At 37.3% G+C, this 20,970-nt stretch carries 16 protein-coding genes and 1 tRNA gene; 13 read left to right on the top strand and 4 right to left on the bottom strand.

From position 1 onward, the window contains the following. Positions 1 to 435 precede the first annotated feature (435 nt). From LEP1GSC049_RS208475 to LEP1GSC049_RS208490, 4 genes are all read left to right on the top strand, one after another. Positions 436 to 1,287: an alpha/beta fold hydrolase gene (locus LEP1GSC049_RS208475; RefSeq protein WP_004751195.1), complete on the top strand. Its 852-nt coding sequence runs from the start codon at positions 436 to 438 to the stop codon at positions 1,285 to 1,287. Positions 1,288 to 1,737: 450 nt separating this feature from the next. After that, positions 1,738 to 2,532 carry a hypothetical protein gene (locus LEP1GSC049_RS208480; protein WP_004751191.1) on the top strand — a complete coding sequence of 265 codons (795 nt, stop codon included), beginning with the start codon at positions 1,738 to 1,740 and terminating at the stop codon, positions 2,530 to 2,532. 477 nt (positions 2,533 to 3,009) lie between these two features. Continuing rightward, complete coding sequence (locus LEP1GSC049_RS208485) at positions 3,010 to 3,780, top strand: GNAT family N-acetyltransferase (protein ID WP_004758241.1); 771 nt, start codon at positions 3,010 to 3,012, stop codon at positions 3,778 to 3,780. 84 nt (positions 3,781 to 3,864) lie between these two features. Then, complete coding sequence (locus LEP1GSC049_RS208490) at positions 3,865 to 4,956, top strand: hypothetical protein (protein WP_004769348.1); 1,092 nt, start codon at positions 3,865 to 3,867, stop codon at positions 4,954 to 4,956. A gap of 842 nt (positions 4,957 to 5,798) precedes the next feature. Here the strand turns inward: LEP1GSC049_RS208490 and LEP1GSC049_RS208495 are convergent. The 4 genes from LEP1GSC049_RS208495 to LEP1GSC049_RS208510 are packed head-to-tail and all read right to left on the bottom strand — an operon-like array spanning position 5,799 to position 8,781. Then, entirely contained in the window at positions 5,799 to 6,494 is a 696-nt protein-coding gene (locus LEP1GSC049_RS208495; RefSeq protein WP_004751232.1) for a glycosyltransferase family 2 protein, read from the bottom strand. Between the two features lie 2 nt (positions 6,495 to 6,496). Continuing rightward, on the bottom strand, positions 6,497 to 7,288 hold the full coding sequence (locus LEP1GSC049_RS208500; protein WP_000433586.1) for a hypothetical protein: 792 nt from the start codon (positions 7,286 to 7,288) through the stop codon (positions 6,497 to 6,499). A 12-nt stretch (positions 7,289 to 7,300) separates the two neighbouring features. Beyond that, complete coding sequence (locus LEP1GSC049_RS208505) at positions 7,301 to 8,371, bottom strand: LIC_10450 family protein (RefSeq protein ID WP_004751248.1); 1,071 nt, start codon at positions 8,369 to 8,371, stop codon at positions 7,301 to 7,303. Continuing rightward, on the bottom strand, positions 8,371 to 8,781 hold the full coding sequence (locus tag LEP1GSC049_RS208510) for a hypothetical protein (RefSeq protein WP_004758208.1): 411 nt from the start codon (positions 8,779 to 8,781) through the stop codon (positions 8,371 to 8,373). The genes LEP1GSC049_RS208505 and LEP1GSC049_RS208510 overlap by 1 nt, the downstream gene beginning before the upstream one ends. A 552-nt stretch (positions 8,782 to 9,333) precedes the next feature. Here LEP1GSC049_RS208510 and rpsT point away from each other — a divergent pair. From rpsT to LEP1GSC049_RS208555, 9 genes are all read left to right on the top strand, one after another. Next, positions 9,334 to 9,600 carry a 30S ribosomal protein S20 gene (rpsT, locus tag LEP1GSC049_RS208515; RefSeq protein ID WP_001274025.1) on the top strand — a complete coding sequence of 89 codons (267 nt, stop codon included), beginning with the start codon at positions 9,334 to 9,336 and terminating at the stop codon, positions 9,598 to 9,600. 16 nt (positions 9,601 to 9,616) lie between these two features. Then, positions 9,617 to 9,689, top strand: a tRNA-Val gene (locus LEP1GSC049_RS208520). A 30-nt stretch (positions 9,690 to 9,719) separates the two neighbouring features. Beyond that, on the top strand, positions 9,720 to 11,102 hold the full coding sequence (glmM, locus tag LEP1GSC049_RS208525; protein WP_004751202.1) for a phosphoglucosamine mutase: 1,383 nt from the start codon (positions 9,720 to 9,722) through the stop codon (positions 11,100 to 11,102). A 2-nt stretch (positions 11,103 to 11,104) separates the two neighbouring features. After that, positions 11,105 to 12,937 (top strand): glutamine--fructose-6-phosphate transaminase (isomerizing), encoded by a 1,833-nt coding sequence (gene glmS / locus LEP1GSC049_RS208530; protein ID WP_004751267.1) that lies wholly within the window; start codon positions 11,105 to 11,107, stop codon positions 12,935 to 12,937. A gap of 6 nt (positions 12,938 to 12,943) precedes the next feature. Further along, positions 12,944 to 13,990 carry a GlmU family protein gene (locus LEP1GSC049_RS208535; protein WP_004758219.1) on the top strand — a complete coding sequence of 349 codons (1,047 nt, stop codon included), beginning with the start codon at positions 12,944 to 12,946 and terminating at the stop codon, positions 13,988 to 13,990. A gap of 16 nt (positions 13,991 to 14,006) precedes the next feature. Next, a complete protein-coding gene (locus LEP1GSC049_RS208540) occupies positions 14,007 to 15,617 on the top strand; it encodes a carboxyl transferase domain-containing protein (RefSeq protein ID WP_016561193.1) in 1,611 nt (536 codons plus the stop codon). Positions 15,618 to 16,671: 1,054 nt separating this feature from the next. Next, a complete protein-coding gene (locus tag LEP1GSC049_RS208545) occupies positions 16,672 to 17,955 on the top strand; it encodes an ammonium transporter (RefSeq protein WP_016750398.1) in 1,284 nt (427 codons plus the stop codon). 37 nt (positions 17,956 to 17,992) lie between these two features. Continuing rightward, positions 17,993 to 18,337 carry a P-II family nitrogen regulator gene (locus LEP1GSC049_RS208550; RefSeq protein ID WP_000767694.1) on the top strand — a complete coding sequence of 115 codons (345 nt, stop codon included), beginning with the start codon at positions 17,993 to 17,995 and terminating at the stop codon, positions 18,335 to 18,337. Between the two features lie 549 nt (positions 18,338 to 18,886). Then, positions 18,887 to 20,911, top strand: a complete 2,025-nt coding sequence (locus tag LEP1GSC049_RS208555) for a DUF4178 domain-containing protein (RefSeq protein WP_016561196.1) — start codon at positions 18,887 to 18,889, stop codon at positions 20,909 to 20,911. The last annotated feature ends 59 nt before the right edge of the window (positions 20,912 to 20,970 follow it).

Below are 20,970 nucleotides of genomic sequence, written 5' to 3'. Positions count from 1 at the left end.
TGGTAGTAGTTTCCACATTGGACTGTTTTGGGACAAGTTCTAATTTTATGCGGCTCAAGGAATACCTTTCATTTTGAATCAAACTATTTTTTGGATCCAAAAACTCAACCACAAGGCGCATTTAGAAAAACCACATCCAAACGTAACAATCTCGATTTGTTAAAAACTTGCCAAATAATTGTAACAGATTTCTTTAATGTTTTGGAAAGACTTTTAGGAAACTTTATAAAATAGATTTTAATTTTTATAAAGATCGCAAAACGGTGATTTTATGAAAAAATACAATTGGGCTATGATCCTTTCTGGACTTTAATAGAAGTACTTTTTAATAGTCTTATATAATAAAGTACCATGAATTTTGGGACAAATTACAGTTTAAAGACAAAATTTTTGACACTCTATTATAATCAATTCGAGTGGTAAAACGGAGATCGTATGAGCTTAGAGAAATGGAAACAATCCGGAGAATATTTTTCTTATCAAAACTGGAAAATTTTTTCAAAAGAAGAAGGTAAAGGTGAAAATATACTTTTGATCCACGGGTTTCCAACCGCATCTTTTGATTGGGAAAAAATCTGGCGACCACTTTCTAAAAATAGAAGAGTTATCGCTCTAGACCTGTTAGGATTTGGATTTTCATCCAAACCTAAAATCGATTATTCTATTTTTTTACAAGCGGATATAATCGAAAAATTGTTAAGCGACAAAGGAATCGTAGAAACCAAAATTCTCGCACATGATTTAGGAGATACAGTAACGCAGGAATTACTCGCACGTTTTATAGATAGAAAAAAATCGGGAAAAAAAGGACTGAAAATCCAAACGATCACTTTACTCAATGGAGGAGTTTTTCCGGAATCTCATAGACCTAAGTTCATACAAAAACTATTACACAGTCCTTTGGGATGGGTTCTTTCCGAATTTATGAACCGTAAGTCTTTTCAAAAAAGTTTTTCTTCCGTTTTCGGAATAAATACAAAACCGAGTCTTGAAGAATTGGATCAATTCTGGGAGTTAGTTTCTTTCGACGGAGGAGAAAAAATTGCCTATAAGTTGATTCGATACATGCAAGAAAGAAAAATAAACAGGTCGCGTTGGGTAGGTGCTTTGCTCAACTCTCCGATCCCAATTCGAATGATCAATGGTATAGAAGATCCGATCAGCGGTATAAATATCGTAAAACGATATAAAGAACTTGTTCCTTCGGCGGACATAGTAGAACTTTCAGGAATTGGTCACTACCCTCAAGTAGAGGCTCCGGACCAAGTATTAAAATCCATCCTATAAAAATTATAGATTGTCTTCGTTTTTAGAAACTACTACTCAGAGCCATATATAATCAAGTACCCAAAGATCCGTTTTAAGTTAGAATTTGTTTTAAAATTTAAGATACTCAATTTTATAGAAACTAGTAAAGAGGAAATTACTAAAAACTGGTCTCAAAAAAAATACTTCATCTCTATTTAAATACCGATTACAATCTTTCTAAGGTATTTTTGAGATCAAATCTAAACTTAGATAAAAGAATTCTGCATTCTGTTATATCACTCAATATTTCTGATAGGAGAAAGGAAATTTAAACGAAACCGTTTTGCAAATCTTAGAGTTAATCGATCTTATGGTTTGCAATTTTTTGACTTAGAGATTCTCCTTGAAAAAAAAAATACTCAAAGATTTTGATGGAATCGTGAAATAAAAAGACTTCATTTTAAATCTCTTTGGCTTTATTATATCATCATGACCAAACCGAGTTACGGTAATCCTAGATTTTTTGATTTCGTATATGACGAATTTCTAACCAGTGCGGACGGTTCTATCTTTTCGTATCAAGAAGGTGATCTTTTTAATTCTCTAACAAGAGAAAATATATTAGAACTACTAGAAATCACCGGGATTCTTCCTGAAATTAGAAAGAAAGGTTATCTAAAAGTTCAACTTGAAATTTCAGGTATGGGAGAAGATTTTCAAAGACTCGTCTTAATTTCCGATAAGGAAATTTTATTACATCTCCGTTTAAGCATTCAAGAATATAGATTAGAGATCAACGACTACTTTTTCAAAGAGAAGTATCTGATCATAAATTGGCTACAGACACGTCATCCGAAATCTCAAACTATGGATAAAAGTAGATTGTATCCCGGACAGGACGTTCCTGGCCTTGGAATTTTTCATCAGATTTCAGACTTTATAGGTTTTTTAATTTTATCTCTTAAATTAAACGGCTCGGTAATTCGACCCGAATACTTTCACGACGCAGTACTTTTTTCTAAAAAATTCAGATTTTTAACCCCCGAGTCGCAAGCCCTATTTATCGCGCTCAGAAGGGATTTTAAAAACCAATCCATTCGAGGAATTTCCATCGATCTTCATTCTGGTAAAATCCAAAATCATAAAGAAGTTCTTAAATGGAAAGCCGTTGAAATGATTCTATTTCTTGAAAAAACTTTGAACTCTTTTGTATTCAATAAAAAATTCGACAAGAAAGTAGCCAAAATCTTAGATACGATCAAACTCAGCGCCGTTGAATCCTAGTTAGGCGAAAGTTTTGGATGTTAGAGTTGTTAAAAAATTTTACAGTTCAAATTAACAAAACTGCCTCAATCAATCATTTCCATGAAATAGAAAATTCATTTTTTAACAATTCTAATAAATTGAAACTAAAAACGATTGTTGTATAACGTTTTCTGCATGCAATTTATTGACCAGGAGCGAGCCCGTGGCGGCCTTACCCATGACAGCCGAATTTACCCAAATTTTTTTCAACTATTATGAAAGTAATATTATGGTTGGCTTGTTTCAAAACTTAGAATGTAGGATCTACTTCAAAAAAACAACAATTCCGGATTCAACGCAATTTTTGAAATTTTCTACACCTTTACAAAGCCGATCGTTTATTTTTGGTATTATTTTTATACACCCGCGGGTCACAGAAATTTATTTCCTATGTAATCTAAACGTAAAAAAAACGAATAGTATTTTGAATATTCTAAAACCGAAGGAGTTACTATTATGGGAACTGGTTTCGTGAATAACAAGATCAAAACAGAACGAAAACTGGAAGTTCGGATCGCCGAAAACCAATTGGAAATAGAACGAACTCTTGCACTTCGTTATGAAGTTTTCAATCTCGAATTAGGAGAAGGACTTCCTCAATCCGCTGCAACTCGTAAAGATAGGGACGAATATGATCTTTTCTGCGACCATTTGATCGTAATCGATAAAAACCAAGAAAACAAAATTGTAGGAACTTATCGAATTTTAAGAAGATCCGTTGCAAAACAAAATTTAGGTTTTTATTCAGACAACGAATTTGACATTACAAAAATTTACGAATTGGACGCCGAAACCGCAGAGATCGGAAGAAGTTGTGTTCATCCAGAATATAGAGACGGTTCCGTGATCTCTATGCTTTGGGCGGGACTCGGAGCGTATATGCAAAAATATAACGTTAGATACCTTTTCGGATGCGGCTCTATACATCAAACGGATGTACAGTCGGCAAACGAAGTTTATGCGTATCTAAAAGATAAGAACGCTCTCGTTGGAAAAGAATTTGATATAACACCACTTCCAAATTTTGAAATTCCCGGTTTCGATCCTAACTACCAATCGGACGCGGTTCATAAAAGAGTTCCTGCATTGATCAAAGGTTACCTCAGAGCGGGGGCTCAGATTTGTGGAACTCCGGCATTGGACAAGGTTTTTAAAACCATAGACTTTTTTATACTATTCGATATTCGAGATATAGAATCCAAATACGGAAAACGTTTTCTATATTAAAACAACTCTCCGGAACACCTTGACGGGAGTTCTGGAGTTTTATTAGTATCTTTTTAAGCATTTGCTTTGTAGATACCTTTTTCAATGAAACAAAATGAAATAGACTTTCAACATCCTAGCATTCGGGATCAAATTCGATTTTATTCTTTGGTTGCGATCGCTGGAACTTTGATGATTGTCTCTTATCAATTTGGATTTCCCTCTTATTATTTAGGTTGGTTTGCATTTTTTATCAGTGCGTTTTCTGTCGCGGGAAACGACGCAGTACAAACAGTAGGAACCTTTATAGAAAGTAAAAAAAATGTTCATTGGATTGTAAAGTTAGTCGTCTTAGGCGGAACTGTGATCGTCATTTTTTTAGCCGCTTGGATTTGGAACGATACTCAGATCCATTTTGGACGTTTGGAAAATTTTCCAGAAGTTCGGCGATTCAATTTGATACAACTTTTAGCTCCTTTGATTTTAGTAGTGATTACCCGATTAAAATCTCCTATCTCCACTACTTTTTTAATCTTAGGACTTTTTGGCGGAAGTAATATCGAAAAGATGCTGACTAAATCATTTTTTGGTTACGGAATAGCGTTCGGTGTCGCGATACTCGTCTGGGGAATTCTGGTAAAAGTTGATCCCAAAGAATACAAGGAAGATCACGTTCCCGATCCTAAAAGTGAAAAACGTTGGGCGCTTTTTCAATGGTTATCTACGATTTATCTTTGGATCGCATGGTTGCGACAAGACGCAGCCAATATTGTTATTTATTTACCTAGACAACTTTCCATCTTAGAATTCATCCTCGCAATGTTTATGTTAGTCGCTGCTCTGGGAATCATTCTTTACACAAATGGAGGAACCATCCAAGAACTAGTAACTGAAAAATCGGATATTCAATGGTCCAAAGCGGCGACGATCGTGGATTTGGTTTATGGAACAATTCTAATCGTTTTCCACGAATGGAGTAAAATGCCCATGTCTACTACTTGGGTATTTTTAGGAATGTTAGCAGGAAGAGAAATCATTCTTAATTTTATGACTTTTAGAGATCTTCCTTATTTGGAAACATTTCGAAAAGTAGGAAAAGACGTATTGTTTGCTTCGATGGGAATCGCAGTCAGCGTTTTTATTTTTATTTTAGCTTCTCAAATTTATCCAGATACGACCGCAAATTTTTTAAAGTAGGTCTTAAAAACTTTTGCAAAAAGAAAATATGCTTAATGTAAATCACAAGAGAAAACGTGTACTTTTTTAAAGTCGCCTACTCTCCAACCATCATTCAACAAGTATTTAAGAAAAATATTATAATATAATTCTTTAATTTTCTAAAAAACTCTGAAAAAGATTTCATCTAGAAAAATTCACTTCAGTTAACTGCAATACCCCAAGTTTGCATTGCAGTAGCTCCCACATTTTCAAAATCAACTGTAATACCCCAAAATTTGCAGTAGTTCCCACATTTTACTAAAAAACCCTGTGATAGGAACCTGCGCAAAGCAGTCGTCCATGGCGGGCGACCCACACATAACTTTTTTCCGTAAGAAAAGTTATGCCGAAGGCCTTTTTCGCGTAGCAAGTCCGGTCCTGTCTTTTTTATTTTGAATGAAGTTAAAATCCGAGCAGGAACCCACCCTATTTGATCTACAAACGCGTTACGATTTCACATCTTAAAACTAAATATTTGAGGAATCAAAATATTATAATTTACTTAACGTGAGTTCGACGTAATAAAATTAGGGCGAATCCGGCTTGCCACAGGCAGCCGGACCAGGCTCTTTAGCTTTGGTCAAGTTATTGTAAAACTACAGAATCAGATTCAATTTTCATAAAATACCAATGACTTGATCCTGCAGAGCGACCTAAAACGCGATCCATAGAGAACCGTTTTGCTGAGTTCAGGAAGCGATGCATTGAGTTTGAGGAAAGCGTTGTGCTTTAGTTCATTCATCGATCCCTTTCGCGTTATATCGAACTCACATTAACTTAAGTTGATGTCTTTCTGGAATTTTGAGAAAAACGCTTCGGTCTCAATCAAAAAGATTATAACGTAAAATGCAATAAATCGCACGAAAACCGTCTTTCCAACCGATCTTTTTTCCTTCCGCGTAAGTTCTACCGTAATAAGAAATACCCACTTCAAAAATCCGAATGTCCGGAATTTTCGCAACCTTCGCGGTAATTTCGGGTTCAAATCCAAAACGATTTTCCTTAATATCAATCGATTGAATGATTTCTCGACGAAATGCTTTGTAGCAGGTTTCCATATCTGTTAAATTGATATTGGTAAACATATTGGAAAGAGTGGTTAACACCATATTCCCCAGGCGATGCCAATAATAAACAACTCTATGCGGACGGCCTCCCAAAAATCTACTTCCAAAAACGACGTCCGCCTTACCTTTGTAAATCGGATCGATCACTTCTGGAATTTCAAACGGATCGTATTCTAAGTCGGCGTCTTGAACGATAACGATGTCTCCGGTCGCTGACTTAAAACCAGTTCTTAACGCGGCCCCTTTTCCCTGATTGACTTCGTGAAAGATGATCTGATTAGCCAACTTTTTAAAAGCGGGAGATTGGAGTAAATCCCTCGTACCATCTTTGGAACAATCGTCCACAAGAATGATTTCCTTATTTTTGATCGGGACTTTTTTCACAGTTTCCAGAATATTACGAATCGTATTTTTTTCGTTATAACAAGGAATGACAATGGAAACTTTCATACTTACCCCAAACCAGTAATTTCGGCCATTCGAAAATCTCGAATGATCGCGTCGGCTCGTGCTATTATTTTTTCGAGAGCGATTCCGAAAACTAAATTCTGATAGGATTCAGCGGCTTTCGGGAATTCTTTCTCGTCAATTTTGACAGAAAGAGTTTGAGAGATTCTCTTTTTATCGATACATTCACGAGCAGAAGTTATAATTCCTTTCAAAGCGATACAAACTTCTTTCAAAAGATTTTGTCCGTCTTTTTCCATAGCACTTTGATTTCCGTTGGCGTCTAACAAAGCTTTGACGTGTTCACCAATTCGGATCGAAGGTAAACCCCTTCTACTAATTCCCATTCTTTCAACGATTGCGATCATATCTTTGAAGATAGAAAACTCAGGCGTCCCTTTAAAAATATAAGTCAAAGCAGGTAATTCGGTTTCGGTAAAGGAAAGAATAGCTCCGTAAAAATAACGGATCTCAGGTTTAGCCAAAGGATGAAAATCAATTCTCTGGTATTTTTTGAGTTTTGCTTCCTGTTCTTCCAAGATCTTATTGATCGTATCTCCTTTAGCGGCTTGTTTCTTATCTTCTATTTCCTTCTGTTTGGCTTTTAAGGTTTCTAAAAATTGAATCTCATCCTTGAGGAATAAAGAAAGATTTCCTTTTTGTTGAAGAATCATGGTAAGTCTGGATTCAAACGCTTTCAGATCAAAAGCTTTCGGATTCTTTTTTGAATTTTCAGAATATTCCGTCCTCAATTTATCAAGAACGGCTTTGATTTCGGAGCTTTGTAAAGGTTCCATAGGAGTTATCTCCTATTCAGTATCGACCCAACTTTCTAAAGAGATAAGCAAAGAAGAAATATCTTCCGAACAATATAAAAGCGCGGTCCTAGAATCTCGGAACATTTGTTGCTGATTGTACGGAAGCTGTTTGATATGATTATCATTTTTGGTGTTCAAAACGTTCAAAGCGCTTAAAACCATCTTCTTCAGTTTTTGAACCAACCCAAGCATCAACTCCTGCATCTCCCAAAGAGTCACTAGTTTGAGTTTTTCGGCATCCGTATTTTTAGATTGAAGAATCTGCTTTTTGGAAGACTCAAATTTAGCAGTGTAGTAATTGACCGATCTAGGATAAGTGGTCAGTTCTTTATGGTAATTTACTAATCGATCCAGCTTTTGAAAAAATTCGATGTCAAACTCTCGATTTAAGTTTCCTATGATGTTCTTATTTTCAGAAGGATCTCCAGTGATTTCGAAAATTTTAGAATTTTGAAGATTATTCAAAACCGAATTAATTCTTTCTTTAAGTTTAGTAAGTTCGGAAATTTTTTTCTCAATAACGTTTCCGTCTCCTAAAGAAGCGGAAGAACCATATTCCATTTTTAGCAAAGAATCACCTGAGTCGTGTTTGGCGGAAGAAGCAGGGCCATCCATAATATTGAGATCCATTTGACTCAAATCCAAATCAGTATTGGAAACGTCTCTGGTTTTACGATAATCCCTTTGAAAAATCGGTTTTTGAATCGCTCCTTCGTTAGCGATTTGAGAAGAACTCGGTTTTGGAATTTTTACGGAAGACTGTTCTTGGGTTTTGGACATGATTTCCTGCAGAGAAGAAATCTTTTTGTTCGTGGAAGGATCCAGGGAATGTACTACTCGTCTAACGGGAGCACGTGAAACTTGTTTGTGTTTTTGCGCTTCATTAGGAGATTCTAAAGCAATTCTTACAAATTCTAATCTTCTAGCATCTCGATTGAAACGAAGGGCAAAACGATTCCCCTGTTTGTCTATAAATTTCTGATTGAGTTGGCCCAAAGAAAGTGCGTTAGGATCCACAGAAGAAATAGAATCGACGACAATATATTCAAATTTATTTAACATTAATAATCTTCCTTAAGTACGACTCCATTATTAAGTTGAAAAAAATTTTCAGAACCGAATACGTTGTGTTTGTCGAACAAAACGGGAAATGACTTTAATCCAATACCTAAGTAAAAATCCAGATACACGTTATGCAAAATATCTTCCATTAACGAATCAAACGAACGAAAACTATGGAAACAATAATTAAAAATCTGTAAATAAGAACTTTTCTGAATGACTAACGAGGTTGAAACTTTTTCCCTTTCGATCGACAAAAAACACCTCCCCGACTTTTCAAAGTCATAAAGAAGTAAAATTCCCAACTCAGCAAGTTCGGAAAGATTTACTTCCTCTTCTTGAAGACGGGAAAAAAAGTTTCGATCCAATGAAACAGTCAAAAAAATATTTCTAGAGTCATTTTGCCTCATATCGATCCTCCTTATCAGAACGGTTCCGAAAACCGTTCGAAAGGATTCATTTCTGAGAGAACTATAGAATAAAGTTGTTGAGATTTCCGCTTTTAAACGACGATCTTATCGCAAATCAATTCAAGGTGACCATGACGTGCTTTCAGTAGTTAAATATTATCAATCGGAACTCAGTAGAAAAGTATGAAAATGATAGTATGAGTTTAATTCAAAAGATTAGAATTTAGGGTCTATTTCAAAAAAATATAAGATAATGTGAGTAAGACGTAAAAGATCCATTTTATAAAAACCTGATTTTTCCATAAAAAATAAATGTGGGAACTCCCCAACTCGAATCACAAAAAATGAATGTTTAAAAATTTGTAATGCGACTTAATCTGTGGGAACTCACACAAAACAGAAACGGCTCAAAACATAACCACTTAAAGAGGCTTAATCTGTGGGAACTACCACGTTTTTAAGGTTTTAAAAAAGAGTCTAAAAAGAATTCATTTGACAGAGGGCCAGGTACAGAAAACCTGTAAAAACTCATTCAATTAGGAAGTGTAAGCCTTGGCTAATATCAAGTCTTCAGAAAAGGACATTCGAAGAACCAAACGTAGAAATGCGGCTAATTCCCAGAACCGGTCCAGGCTCAGAACTCAGGCTAAAAAAGTTCTGAAAGCCATCAAAGAAAAAGACCAAAAAGCGGCGATGACTCTTTTTATAGAGTATACCTCTCTTTTGGACAAAGCTGCAAAAACAAACTTAATCCATTCTAAAAACGCAGATAGAAAAAAAAGTAGAATGGCAAAAAGACTCAACTCTTCAGCAGCTTAAAACAACGGAATATAAAGGGCGATTAGCTCAGCTGGTAGAGCGCCTGCCTTACAAGCAGGATGTCGGCAGTTCGATCCTGTCATCGCCCATAATCCTTTTCCGGAGCAATTCAAACCTCTATGAATACAAAAATTCCAGTATTCAATCATCCGGATTTAATGGTCTCTGTTTCCGGAATCCGAGGAATCATTCCCACCGGACTTTCTCCCGAAGTAATTTTTAACTCTTTACGCGCCTTCGGAACTTGGATCGAAGGTTCCAAAATTGTAATTGGCCGCGACTCTAGACCTTCCGGATCTTACCTCGAAAATATCTCTCTGGGTCTAATGCAAGCAATGGGCAAAGACGTATTACAACTTGGAGTTGTTCCAACTCCCACAGTAAAAGCGGTGGTCAATCTATCCAAAGCGGGAGGCGGAATTATGATCAGCGCCTCTCACAATCCAATTGTCTGGAATGCATTTAAATTTATAGGTCCAGGCGGTTTTTTTACAAATGCAACGGACCTAGAACAAATACTAGAAACGGTTCAAAATCAATCCTATAAACCGATTCAATACAAACCTTCTTCTAAAATCATTTCCGGAGCAGAATGGTCCGAAAAACACATCGAATCCGTACTCAAACGAGTAGACCTAAACTCAATTCGAAAGAAAAAATATAAGGTTCTTATAGACTCAGTAAACGGAGCCGGAAGTTATTTAGTTCCTGAACTTCTGAAAAAACTCGGATGTAAACCAATTCTTTTACATTGCAATCCGGATGGAACATTTCCAAGACCTCCCGAACCGACTCCAGAAGCACTCAAACAAACTTCGCGTAAAATGAAATCCTCCGGAGCCGATATTGGATTCGCACTCGATCCGGATGCAGATCGTTTAGTCATACTTACCCCAAAAAAAGGCGCAATCTCCGAAGAATTTACTCTTCCACTGAGTTTTCTTTCCCTAACCTTAGAAAAAATTCCTAAAAATGCAAACATGGTAGTAAACCTTTCTACAAGTTTTATCAACGAATTTGTAGCCGGACAAAACGGGGTTCCTGTATTTCGCTCTAAAGTAGGCGAAGCAAATGTAGTTTCCGAAATGCTCCGTCAAAAATCGATTTTCGGAGGAGAAGGAAACGGCGGCGTAATCGATCCCACGATCGCATCTTTTGGAAGAGATTCACTTTCCGGAATTGCACATATCTTAAACGTTATGGCCGCAACCGGAAAAAAAATAGATTCTATCGTAGAAGAACTTCCTGCAATTCATATGCAAAAAACGAGTTTTAAAATCGCAGGTAAAAATCTTCAGGACATCTATTTTAAATTTCGTGGAGAATTTTCCACCTTCTCCGAAGAAACAATAGATGGGCTTCGTTTGGCTTCCGAAAATTCTTGGATTCACATCCGCCCTTCTAACACCGAGCCGATCATTCGAATTATAGGCGAAGCAAAGACCAAAAAAGATCTGAATTCTCTGCTGGACCGCGCAGAAAGACTCATGGAGAATGCCTGAATATGTGTGGAATCGTCGGTTATGCAGGTAAAAAAAACGCGGAATCGGTACTAGTCGTAGGATTAATCTGTCTCGAATACAGAGGTTATGATTCTGCAGGAATTGCAGTCTTAGATCAAGGTGATATTTTAGTTCGAAAATCAAAAGGAAAGATAAAAGATCTAGAGGCTTATTTGCGTGAGTTCCCAGCACCTGGAAACGTAGGAATCGGTCATACTCGTTGGGCGACCCATGGAGAACCCAATCAAATCAACGCTCATCCCCATACAGATACGAATTCGACCGTCGCGGTAGTACATAACGGAATTATCGAAAACTATCTAGAACTCAAAAGCCAATTAAAGAAAAAAGGGCACGTATTTCAAAGCCTAACCGACACGGAAGTACTTCCTCATCTTTTAGAAGAAAGTAAAAAAAACGGAAAATCAAATAAAGATTCCTTCTTAGAACTATTTGGAAAAATTCACGGTAAATGGGCTGTTTCAGCAGTATTCGAAACCGAACCGAATCGAGTTTACTTTGCTCAAGACGGGGCTCCTTTATTAATCGGAAAAGGAAAAGGAGAATACTTTTTAGCCTCCGACATTTCTCCTCTAACTAGAAATTGCGAAGAAGTATATTACGTAAACTCCGGAGAATGGGGCTATTTTTCTCAAAACGAATTCAAACTATTTGATTTTTCAGGAAAAGAACTGAATCCTACTTTCAAAAAACAAGAACTTCGTTGGGAAGACCTAGACAAAGGCGGTTATCCCCACTACATGATTAAGGAGATTCACGAACAAGCGGGGATCTTCCGTAAAATCATTCAAGAAAGAATATTAGAAAACGGTGAAATTGTTTTTCCAGAAATCAAACTGAGTAAAGACGTACTTTCCAGAGTCAATCGAATCATCATCCAAGCTGCCGGAACCAGTTATTACGCCGGAATGATAGGCAAACACTATCTCGAAAATTTCGCAAAAATCCAAACGGATACGGAAGCTTCTTCCGAATTTCGTTATAGGAATCCTGTCGTAGAAGGTGATACTCTAATTATGGGTATTTCTCAATCCGGAGAAACCGCGGACACGTTAGCTTCCATTCACGAAGCAAAAGCAAAGTTTATCAAAGTAGTCTCCCTTGTGAACAACGTCAATTCTACGATCGCAAGAGAATCAGATTCTTATATCCGAACCGACGCCGGACCCGAGATAGGAGTGGCAAGCACTAAGGCGTTTACGGCTCAGGTTTTAAATTTACTTTTATTCTCCATTTATATGGCCAACCTCAAATGGCTGATCAGCGACGAAGAACAAAAAGTTCTTATCGAAGAAATCAAATTACTTCCCGCAAAAATCGATCGAATACTCGCTCAAGCAAGTAAGATCGAAGAGATGTCTTCTCACTTTACCACGGCAAAAGACTTTATATTTTTAGGAAGAACCTACAATCACCCAGTTGCCATGGAAGGCGCTTTAAAACTCAAAGAAATTTCTTATATACACGCGTCCGGTTATGCCGGCGGAGAATTTAAACACGGACCAATCGCATTAATCACAAACGAAGTTCCAGTAGTTTGTATTGCACCCAAATCCGAAATTTATACAAAGATGGTTTCTAATATTCAAGAAATCAAAGCTAGAAAAGGAATCATCATTTCGATCGTGACGGAAGGAGATCAAGAAGCGAAATCTCTTTCGGATTATTGTTTTGAAATCCCAGAATGTTCCGAAATCCTAAGTCCGATTTTGAACGTGATCCCTCTTCAATTACTCGCCTATTATTCAGCGATCTCTAGAGGTTGTCCTCCGGATCAACCTAGAAACCTTGCTAAGTCCGTAACCGTAGAGTAAACTACCATGCCCAAAGTTCAGAGAATTCTCATCGATGAAAGAGAGGTTCCGGCTGGTTTACGATCTTTAACTCGTATTCGATCTTTTTCCGAAATTCGAAACGGAATTTTGAATACGATCCAAAGAACAAAAGAAATTTACCAAGACGCAAAAATCTTTTACGCTCATTCCAATATAACCTTTCAACAAGCCTTCTTAGAAAGAAATCCAAAACTTCTTCCTTATGATGAAAAGGACGTGGACTTAGTATTATCTCCAGAATCCTGTTTGCCCTGGAACTTAATCGATGGAATCGCAAAAAACATAGAAGCAGATCTAGAACTCAGTAAAGACGTTCGAAAATGGATTCGAAAACTCAAAGTAAAATCAAATCACTTTCACGTAGTCGGAAAATCAAAACATTTGCATGTTCATCCATCTGCGACCGTATACCCAGGTGTAGTATTTGATACAACGTCCGGACCGGTGATCGTTGACAAAGACGTAAAGATCACTTCTTTTTCGTTCATCGAAGGTCCAGTTTATATCGGACCGAATTCCCACATAGACAATGTAAGAATTACAGGAGCCACAAGTATCGGAGCGACTTGTAGAATCGGAGGAGAAGTCGGAACTTGTTTGATCGGAGATTTTACGAACAAACATCACGAAGGATTTTTAGGACATTCCATTTTAGGAAGCTGGGTAAATATAGGCGCACTCGCAACCACATCCGATTTAAAGAACAACTACGGAGTTGTAAAAATTAGAGAAGAACAAGACGAATGTATCACAGGTTCCATTAAGTTCGGTTCGGTGATCGGAGACTATTGTAAGATCGCAATCGGAGTAATGTTAAATACCGGAACTGTAATAGACTTTGGATCAAACGTAGTATCGTCCAGAATCGGAGGCTACATTTCACCTTTCACCTGGGCCGAATCGGGACAACCTTATATTCTAGATTTGTTTCTCAGAGACGCTCGCAAAATTATGGCGAGGAGAAATAAAGAACTCACGTTATCCGAAACAGAACTGATCCGCATTTTATACGAATCTAAAGTAAAAAAATAAAAATCCGGAGGGTTGTGTGGAAATCATAGAATCCAAAATTCGTACGTTTTCATCAGAGTATAAAGAAAATTTTGAAGATCTAAAACAAAAGGTAGAATCCTTACGCGAGTTAATTCGTAAAATCGAGTTAGGTGGTGGTCAAAAAGCGATCGAACGCCACAAAGGAAGAGGTAAACTTACCGCAAGAGAAAGAATTTCTACACTAATCGATCCTGGAACTTCCTTTTTAGAATTTTCACCTTTGGCAGCAGAAGGAGTCTACCTGGACTCAGTTCCATCCGCCGGAATTTTAACCGGAGTCGGTAGAATCTGCGGAGTCGATTGTGTGATCGTTGCAAACGACGCTACCGTAAAAGGAGGAACGTATTATCCTCTTACGGTGAAAAAACATATCCGCGCACAAGAGATCTCTCTTCAAAATTTTCTTCCTTGTATTTATCTTGTGGATTCAGGAGGAGCCTTTCTTCCGATGCAAGACGAAGTGTTTCCAGATAAAGATCATTTCGGAAAAATATTTTATAATCAGGCAAATCTTTCCGCGCTGAAGATCCCTCAGATCTCAGTAGTTATGGGAAGTTGTACTGCAGGCGGAGCTTATATTCCTGCAATGTCAGACGAGTCCGTAATTGTCAAAGGAAACGGTACGATTTTTTTAGGCGGTCCTCCTCTTGTAAAAGCGGCAACGGGAGAAATTGTAACTCCGGAAGAATTGGGTGGAGCCTTAGTTCACAGCACGATTTCAGGCGTAACCGATCATTACGCGGAAGATGACTTACACGCTCTTGAAATCACAAGAAACATAGTATCTACACTCCATCACGCTGGAAACGCGACACAAAGGGGATCGATCAGTTGGGAAGAACCTTTATATCCTGCAGAAGAAATTTACGGAATCATACAAAAGGACATTCGTAAGTCCTATGACGTCCGAGAGATTATTGCAAGAATCGTAGACGGCTCTCGGTTTCAAGAATTCAAAAAATATTATGGAACTACTCTTGTAACCGGCTTTGCAAAAATTTATGGAAAGATGGTGGGGATCATAGCGAATAACGGAGTTTTGTTTTCGGAAAGCGCGCTTAAGGCTTCTCACTTCATTGAACTCTGTAATCAAAGAGAGATCCCTCTTTTATTTCTTCAAAACATTACTGGTTTTATGGTAGGTAAAAAATACGAAAACTCCGGAATCGCAAAAGACGGCGCAAAGATGGTGAATGCAGTTTCTACTTCCATTGTACCTAAGTATTCTGTAGTGATCGGAGGTTCTTACGGTGCTGGAAATTACGGAATGTGTGGAAGAGCTTTTAATCCTAGATTCTTATGGATGTGGCCTAATTCAAGAATTTCCGTAATGGGTGGTGAACAAGCAGCTAACGTTCTTTTGACGGTAAAGATGGAACAATTAGAAAAAGAAGGAAAAAAATTATCTGAGGCAGAACAGTTCGCATTTCGTAAACCAATCTTGGACGACTACGAAAGTAAATCTTCGTGTATTTATTCATCCGCTAGACTTTGGGATGATGGAGTGATCGATCCTGCCAGAACAAGAGATATTTTAGGAATTACTCTCTACGCGGATCATTCTAAAAAGTTAGAATATCCTCGGTACGGAATTTTTAGAATGTAGAAAAATTGCAGGAACTCCAACTTTCTCTTGATTTGTAATTTTAATTTACCAGTCAATCTTTTAGGTTTTTATTTTTTCATCCTGATTTGTAAATTTAGAAACTCTTAAGACTTCAAACCAACAAATGCATCTAATCTTTATTCTTTCTCAACTTCTCTTTCTGTAGAAAACTACATTTAAATTTACATGAATTCGGCGTAATAAAATGAGAAAGAATTTTCTAAAAGTATGAGTTCCCACAATTTTAGAAATTGTTCGTAAAATTGTGGTCTGTGGTAGTTCCCACATCTAGGAATCGATCTGTAAAGTTCAGATTTCAACGCTTTTCAGAAAAAGATTTCTTACACGGAATTCACGTTAAGAGCTTTGTCCCAAAACTTAAACACCCACCTGTTTGCTTACGTTATTTCGAACGACCTGAGATCAGAGTTTCAGAAAATGTGGAAACTACGAAAATTTAACGAGATTAGAACTGCTTGAAAGTTCGCAAATTGCCAAATACAACTTAATTTGTAGGAACTACCGCATTTTATTAAAAATTTCTAAAGAATTATCACGTAAAATTTTTTGAGGTTTTTGTTGGACAAACTCTTAATTTTATTCGCCTCAGTCAAAACAATAGCATTTTTTTTATTCCATAAGCATATCTTATATAAAATCTGCAAAATGAAAATTACTGGCTCATTAATTCAGCAAAGTGTATTTTTAAAATCAATTTAAAATTCGTAACTTCGCTCCCGGTCCATTTAAATTTCACTTTTATTCTTTAAAAAATGAAATACTTCATTTGGAAGATCTGTTTTTGAACCAATTTATTTTTCCGTAAAAATTGAAATGTGGGAACTACCTCAAATTAAGATTTTATAGATAATTCTGAAAATGTAGGAACTACTTACTACCTTAGAAAATTCTTTCTTCAGACTCGAGTAAAAGATGTAGGAACTACTATATTCTAAAGATTATTTTTGATTTTCTGAAAATTTTTAAAATATTCTTCAACTGGTACTAATCTTGCACACAAAGAATAAAAATTGATTTGGGGATAAGAATGATTATGAAATGGACCAAGAGACTGCTCTTATTGCTCACCCTACTTCTTCCATTTTTTTTATTTGGACAAGAAGTTAGTACGACTACAACCCCTGTAGCAGACAAAGGAGATACGGTCTGGATGATTGTAGCATCTGCACTTGTATTTTTTATGATACCTGGACTAGCATTGTTTTATGGAGGTCTCGTAAGATCTAAAAATGTTCTTTCTACTATGATGCATAGTTTTATAGCGATTTTGGTTTTGACCCTACAGTGGACTATCTTCGGATATAGTTTCGCTTTCTCCGGAACCAATCCTTATTTTGGAAACTTTGATCTTGCTTTTCTAAACGGAATCGACGAAAACACATTAGAATTAACAATTCCTAAATACATTCACTTTCTTTTTCAAGGAATGTTCGCGTTAATTACACCCGCCTTAATTTCAGGAGCCATTGCAGAAAGAGTAAAATTCGGCGGTTATATTGTTTTTATTCTTCTTTGGTCCACTCTTGTTTACGATCCTGTTGCACATTGGGTTTGGGCTGCGGACGGTTGGCTTTTTAAAATGAGCGCTTTGGATTTTGCTGGAGGGACTGTAGTTCACCTTATCTCTGGAATCGCAGGTCTTGCAGCTGCAATTGTTTTAGGTAAAAGAAAAGGAGAAGGTCCCGCTCTAATCGCTCCAAACAATCTTACTTATACTTTAATCGGTGCCGGTTTACTTTGGTTCGGTTGGTTCGGTTTTAACGCAGGTTCAGGTCTTAGTGTAAACGGAATTGCAGCCAGAGCATTTTTAGTTACCTTGATTGCGCCTGCCGCCGCAGGAGTCGCTTGGCTCGTAATCGAATATCTACACACTAAAAAAGCAACCGCTCTCGGAGCCGCTTCGGGTATTGTGGCTGGTTTGGTTGTAATTACTCCCGCTTCTGGCTTTGTAGGAGTTCAAGGAGCGATCATTATGGGACTTCTTGTAAGTCCAATATGTTATGGTGCGATTCTTTTAAAAGGAAAATTAGGATACGATGATAGTCTAGACGCATTCGGAATTCACGGCGTAGGTGGTGCGTTAGGCGCAGTTCTTACGGGGGTTTTCACTCTGACTCTCGGCGCTGGTGTTGCCAGTAAAGGAGATCAAATTTTAGTCCAACTGATTAGCGTAGTCGCAACTGGAGCTTATTCTTTTATCGTTTCTATGATTCTAGTATTCTTGATCGATAAAACTATCGGCTTTCGTATTTCCGAAGAAAAAGAAATCACCGGTTTGGATTCGGAAATTCATGGAGAAAAAGGTTATATCCTTTAATAAATATTGACTGAAGAATTTTGAATAAGGAGATTCTATGAAATTAATCGTTGCCATCATTCAACCTCATAAATTGGAAGAAGTAAAATCGGAACTGACCAAGAACGAAATTTATAGACTTACCGTTAGCGACGTACAGGGTTACGGTCAGCAAAAAGGAAAAACGGAAGTTTTCAGAGGTCACGAATATCAAGTGAATCTTTTGAGAAAAGTTCGATTGGAAATCGCAGTGAACGACGAATTCGTAAAACCTACAGTAGACGCAATTCTAAAAGCAGCAAAAACAGGTGATGGTAAAATCGGAGATGGTAAAATTTTTATTACTCCTCTGGAAGACGTAATACGCATTAGAACCGGAGAAAGAGGAAGTTCCGCAATCTGAGGTAGAAGGTGTAAGAGATTTAAGATTGTTTCGTAAAAAGTTGGATTATAAATCTGAATTTTACAGACTTATTTCTAAAATGTGGGAATTTTTACTTTTAACTTGAGTTCGGTCTAACTGACGTAAACAATCCAATACTGGACTTAAGCAGTGTCTCTTTCGCGAAAGCGATTGAGGCGTAGTTAATAAATTGTAACTCAATACGATATATCGTATAACGTTTCTTTTATGCAATTTATTGACTGGAGCTGAAAGCGCGGTCCGGCCACAAGTGGCCGGATTCGCCCAAATTTCTTACACCAAACGTATGTTATTTCAGAAGTTTCGAAAAGTTTTCTGTGAAGGTTTTTAAACGTTTTCTGTAATTTTTGAAGTTGAAGTAACATTGATTCCGAAAATTTATACGGATTTTCATTGCAGACAAACGAGTTCAGAGATTCTTGAATCAAAGTTCTTTGAAAATTCGGAAGGGCTTTTCCGAAATTTTTCCGGCACATTTTTTAGAAATTCAGATGACAAGGATTTCTCCTTTCCATACAACCGATCCTTGTGTTAGAACTGAGTTGTCCGAATTGTGGAGCGCCCGTTCCGTTTCAAAGTAAGGTTTCCATTTATGGAGTTTGTCCGAGCTGCAAAACTTTAACCCTTCAAAAAAATCAATCTCTAGAAAACCTTGGAAAAGCAGGAGAATTGGTCCCCGATCTTTCTCCGATTCAGATTGGAACTTCTGGCAAAACCAAAGACGGAGTTTCCTTTAGAGTTGTAGGCAGAATTCAACAGAAGTACAGTTTAGGAACTTGGAACGAATGGCACGCTCTTACTTCCGAAGGAAATTCTATCTGGCTCGCGGAAGCGCAGGGTCAATATATGATCACACAACTTCGCCCTACTTCTGCAAAGGAATCATTTCCGGAACACGATCCGATTCAAAATTTAGATTCTCCCCCAGACGTTTATTTTATTTCTTCAAAAACGGCAAAACAACTTGTGACAGCGGGAGATACTCTCCGAATCGAAGACGAACCTTGGATGGTAAAAGAAATCGGTCTAGCGACTTGTATCGCTGGAGAAGGAGAATTACCCATCGGTTTTGAAACCGGTTCCACTTCCGTTCTTATAGACCTTGCCACAGACGAAGGCTGGTTTGCTACATTAGATTATTCTCATACTCCTCCCTTGTATTTTAAGGGAATGCTTTACGACTTCGATCAGATTCAATTTACAAATCTTAGAGATCCTAAAACTTTTACAGGATTTCAAAAACTACAAGAAGCCAAGGCAATTCAGTGTATGGGGTGTGGTGCTTCTTTAAATCAAAGAAATCCGGACTTTTCTAAATCCATTGCATGCGAATATTGTGGAACTATAATGGACACAAGCCGAGAAGAGTTAAAAGTTCTTTCTAAATTTCAAGAAGTGATTAAAGACCGAATTTTTCTTCCACCTGGAACCAAACTCAAACTGAAAGAAAAAGAATGTGAGGTACTCGGAGTTGTTAAAAAATCAGTTCACATAGATGGACAGATTTTTCCTTGGACAGAATATTTGTTACATTTTACAGGCGGTTATTATTGGTTAAACGAAACCAACGGACATTGGACAGTTTTTGAACCCGTACCATCGATTCCAAGAACCGTAGAGGGATCTTATCCACCTAAAAAGAAGTTTCAAAAAGAAGAATATAGATTATTCAACTCTTCTACTGCAGGAATTGATTTCGCTTTTGGTGAATTCTATTATAAAATCCATGCTGGAGATAAGGCAGAACTTGCAGATTTCATCGCGCCACCTAAAATGCTTTCTTCGGAAAGGACTCAAAATGAACTCTTCTGGTCAATTGGAGAATACATTTCTACAGAAGAGCTTAAAAAATCGATCCAAGTAGATGTGGAACTTCCAGTTCCAGAAGGAATCGGAACCGCACAACCAAATCCATTTACAATCATCCGAAAACGAAACATAAAGATCGCGGCTTGGCTTTCTACAATCATGCTGATCATTCAAATTGGTTTTTGTTGGAACTCTCAGGATAAGGAAGTTTTTAAAAAAGATCTGGTATACGTTCGTAATCCAGCTCCAGGTGGAACAACAGACACCTCATTCGTAACAGAAACCTTTCGATTGGAAGGTGACGACAGAAAGAACGTTGAGATACAGATGACTTCCTCAGATCTTTCTAATCATTATATTTACTATTCATTGGCGTTAATCAATACACAAACAGACATAGCATACGATACCGGTCTTGAAATCAGTTATTACGAAGGATACGAAGACGGTGAAAGTTGGTCCGAAGGAAGTAAGTCCGCGGACATCATCATCGGAGAAGTTCCAGCGGGGGAATATTATCTCAGATTAGAATCCGAATCCGATTATCCGCCAGGAAAAGGAGCAAACATTTCACTCAGTATCAAAAGAGATGTGGATCGATCTGGATATTACTTTTTATTTTTACTCGCTCTTTGGTTGCCGGTACCTTATTCTTTATTTAGAAGTTTTTCTTTCGAGGCTTCACGAAACGAAAACAGCGACTTTGCGCCGAGTAATTTTGAAAACGATGATAATGACGAGTAAAAAAGTATGCAGCCAAAAGATCTTGTTTGAAAACTTTAAAATGTGTAAATTTAGTAATC

The organism is Leptospira kirschneri serovar Cynopteri str. 3522 CT (genome assembly GCF_000243695.2).
Taxonomy (GTDB): Bacteria; Spirochaetota; Leptospiria; order Leptospirales; family Leptospiraceae; genus Leptospira; species Leptospira kirschneri.
This window is presented reverse-complemented; position numbering and strand designations above follow the sequence as displayed.

Coding starts and splice junctions, on each gene's coding strand:
- LEP1GSC049_RS208480 (WP_004751191.1), top strand. CDS start 1,738: ATGACCAAACCGAGTTACGGTAATCCTAGATTTTTTGATTTCGTATAT.
- glmS (WP_004751267.1), top strand. CDS start 11,105: ATGTGTGGAATCGTCGGTTATGCAGGTAAAAAAAACGCGGAATCGGTA.
- LEP1GSC049_RS208510 (WP_004758208.1), bottom strand. CDS start 8,781: ATGAGGCAAAATGACTCTAGAAATATTTTTTTGACTGTTTCATTGGAT.
- LEP1GSC049_RS208475 (WP_004751195.1), top strand. CDS start 436: ATGAGCTTAGAGAAATGGAAACAATCCGGAGAATATTTTTCTTATCAA.
- LEP1GSC049_RS208545 (WP_016750398.1), top strand. CDS start 16,672: ATGAAATGGACCAAGAGACTGCTCTTATTGCTCACCCTACTTCTTCCA.
- LEP1GSC049_RS208495 (WP_004751232.1), bottom strand. CDS start 6,494: ATGAAAGTTTCCATTGTCATTCCTTGTTATAACGAAAAAAATACGATT.
- glmM (WP_004751202.1), top strand. CDS start 9,720: ATGAATACAAAAATTCCAGTATTCAATCATCCGGATTTAATGGTCTCT.
- LEP1GSC049_RS208485 (WP_004758241.1), top strand. CDS start 3,010: ATGGGAACTGGTTTCGTGAATAACAAGATCAAAACAGAACGAAAACTG.
- LEP1GSC049_RS208550 (WP_000767694.1), top strand. CDS start 17,993: ATGAAATTAATCGTTGCCATCATTCAACCTCATAAATTGGAAGAAGTA.
- LEP1GSC049_RS208500 (WP_000433586.1), bottom strand. CDS start 7,288: ATGGAACCTTTACAAAGCTCCGAAATCAAAGCCGTTCTTGATAAATTG.
- LEP1GSC049_RS208505 (WP_004751248.1), bottom strand. CDS start 8,371: ATGTTAAATAAATTTGAATATATTGTCGTCGATTCTATTTCTTCTGTG.
- LEP1GSC049_RS208490 (WP_004769348.1), top strand. CDS start 3,865: ATGAAACAAAATGAAATAGACTTTCAACATCCTAGCATTCGGGATCAA.
- LEP1GSC049_RS208535 (WP_004758219.1), top strand. CDS start 12,944: ATGCCCAAAGTTCAGAGAATTCTCATCGATGAAAGAGAGGTTCCGGCT.